The 2,858-nt window shown below is 57.9% G+C and carries 1 protein-coding gene; it reads left to right on the plus strand.

The window, feature by feature from the left end; translation table 11 throughout:
* The first annotated feature begins 142 nt into the window (after nucleotides 1-142).
* Complete coding sequence (gene clpB / locus B7L09_RS21790; protein WP_094470591.1) at nucleotides 143-2,707, plus strand: ATP-dependent chaperone ClpB; 2,565 nt, start codon at nucleotides 143-145, stop codon at nucleotides 2,705-2,707.
* Nucleotides 2,708-2,858: the final 151 nt, after the last annotated feature.

Raw genomic sequence — 2,858 nt, forward strand, 5'->3', positions numbered from 1 at the left:
TCGAACGCTAGACTTCTCTGATCTACATCAACTGTACGACGCTTGAATCTCCCAGAATCGACCACATCTANAAGGGTATCTGGCAGGTTTCTTCATTCAGGATGTGTTTACAGCTCCGGCCTGCTCAAAAGGAAGGTGACTAATGCGTATTGATCGTTTAACCAGCAAATTGCAGTTGGCCTTATCGGATTCCCAATCCNTGGCCGTCGGCCTGGACCATCCCGGCATCGAGCCGGCGCACTTGATGCAGGCCATGCTTGAACAGCAGGGTGGTTCGATCAAACCCCTGTTGATGCAGGTCGGTTTCGACGTCAACAGCCTGCGTAAAGAGCTGACCAAAGAGCTCGACCAACTGCCGAAAATCCAAAATCCTACCGGCGACGTGAACATGTCGCAGGACTTGGCGCGCCTGCTCAACCAGGCTGATCGCCTGGCCCAGCAGAAAGGTGATCAGTTCATCTCCAGTGAGTTGGTGTTGCTCGCCGCGATGGACGAGAACAGCAAGCTCGGAAAATTGCTGCTCGGTCAGGGCGTCAGCAAAAAAGCCCTGGAAAACGCCATCAATAATCTGCGTGGCGGCGAGGCAGTCAATGACCCCAATCATGAAGAGTCGCGCCAGGCTCTGGACAAATACACCGTCGACCTGACCAAGCGCGCCGAAGAAGGCAAGCTTGACCCGGTGATCGGCCGTGACGACGAAATTCGGCGCACCATCCAGGTGCTGCAACGTCGTACCAAGAACAACCCGGTGCTGATCGGCGAACCTGGTGTGGGTAAAACCGCGATTGCTGAGGGCCTGGCCCAGCGCATCATTAATGGTGAGGTGCCGGACGGCCTGAAAGGCAAGCGCCTGCTGTCCCTGGACATGGGATCGTTGATCGCCGGCGCCAAGTTCCGTGGCGAGTTCGAAGAGCGCCTGAAATCCTTGCTGAACGAGCTGTCGAAGCAGGAAGGGCAGATCATTCTCTTTATCGACGAACTGCACACCATGGTCGGCGCCGGTAAAGGCGAAGGTTCAATGGACGCCGGTAACATGCTCAAGCCGGCCTTGGCGCGGGGCGAGTTGCACTGCGTTGGCGCAACCACGCTCAACGAGTACCGCCAATACATTGAGAAGGACGCGGCACTTGAGCGTCGCTTCCAGAAAGTGCTGGTGGAAGAACCGAGCGAAGAAGACACCATCGCCATCCTGCGTGGCCTCAAAGAGCGTTATGAGGTTCACCACAAAGTCGCGATCACCGACGGCGCCATCATCGCCGCGGCCAAGCTCAGCCATCGCTACATTACAGACCGTCAATTACCGGACAAGGCTATCGACCTCATCGACGAAGCGGCCAGCCGTATTCGCATGGAGATCGACTCCAAGCCGGAAGTCCTGGATCGCCTGGAACGTCGCTTGATTCAGTTGAAGGTGGAATCCCAGGCGCTGAAGAAAGAAAGCGACGAAGCCGCGATAAAACGCCTGGAGAAACTTCAGGAAGAAATCGTCCGTCTGGAGCGCGAGTATTCGGATCTCGAGGAAATCTGGACCTCGGAAAAAGCCGAAGTGCAGGGTTCTGCGCAGATCCAGCAAAAGATCGAGCAGTCCCGTCAGGAGCTGGAAGCCGCACGCCGTAAAGGCGACCTGAACCGCATGGCCGAATTGCAGTACGGGGTGATCCCGGATCTGGAACGCAGCCTGCAGATGGTCGACCAGCATGGCAAGAGCGAGAACCAGTTGCTGCGCAGCAAGGTGACCGAGGAAGAAATTGCCGAAGTGGTCTCCAAGTGGACCGGCATTCCCGTGTCGAAAATGCTTGAAGGCGAGCGCGACAAGTTACTGAAGATGGAAAGCCTGTTGCACCAGCGCGTCATCGGGCAGGAAGANGCGGTGATCGCCGTTTCCAACGCGGTGCGGCGTTCCCGGGCCGGCTTGTCCGACCCGAANCGTCCGAGCGGCTCGTTCATGTTCCTCGGCCCGACCGGCGTGGGTAAGACCGAGCTGTGCAAAGCCTTGGCCGAGTTTCTCTTCGATACTGAAGAGGCCATGGTGCGGATCGATATGTCCGAGTTCATGGAGAAACATTCGGTGGCTCGCCTGATAGGCGCACCACCAGGCTACGTGGGCTACGAGGAGGGCGGTTACCTGACCGAGGCTGTGCGGCGCAAGCCTTACTCGGTGATCCTGCTGGACGAGGTCGAGAAGGCCCACCCGGATGTGTTCAACATCTTGCTGCAAGTGCTGGAAGATGGCCGCCTGACGGACAGCCATGGCCGCACGGTGGATTTCAAGAACACCGTGATCGTNATGACCTCCAACCTGGGCTCGGCGCAGATCCAGGAACTGGTCGGTGATCGCGAGGCGCAGCGTGCGGCGGTGATGGATGCGATTTCCACGCACTTCCGGCCGGAGTTCATCAACCGCGTGGATGAAGTGGTGATCTTCGAGCCTCTGGCGCGGGATCAGATCGCGGGCATCACCGAGATCCAGTTGGGTCGTCTGCGTAGTCGCCTGGCCGAGCGTGAGCTTGACCTGGAACTGAGCAGCGAGGCGTTGGACAAGCTGATCGCGGTCGGTTACGACCCGGTGTATGGCGCACGACCGCTCAAACGGGCGATTCAGCGCTGGATCGAGAACCCGCTGGCACAGCTGATTCTGTCCGGTCGTTTCATGGCTGGCGACACGGCTGTCGGCACGGTGGAGAACGACGAAATCGTATTTGCCTGACCCGTCACGGCAGTGAAATAAACAAGGCCTCGCATCGCGAGGCCTTTTTTTCGTCAGGTTGTTGAACTGAAAGGAAAAGGCTTGTAAAGTGCGCCCCGCAGCAACGTCAGCCCACGGGTTTCTTCTCCCCAAGGAGAAATCAGAAAGAAGC

Origin of the sequence: Pseudomonas mandelii, assembly GCF_002251635.1 — a bacterium.
Classification (GTDB): Bacteria; Pseudomonadota; Gammaproteobacteria; order Pseudomonadales; family Pseudomonadaceae; genus Aquipseudomonas; species Aquipseudomonas mandelii_B.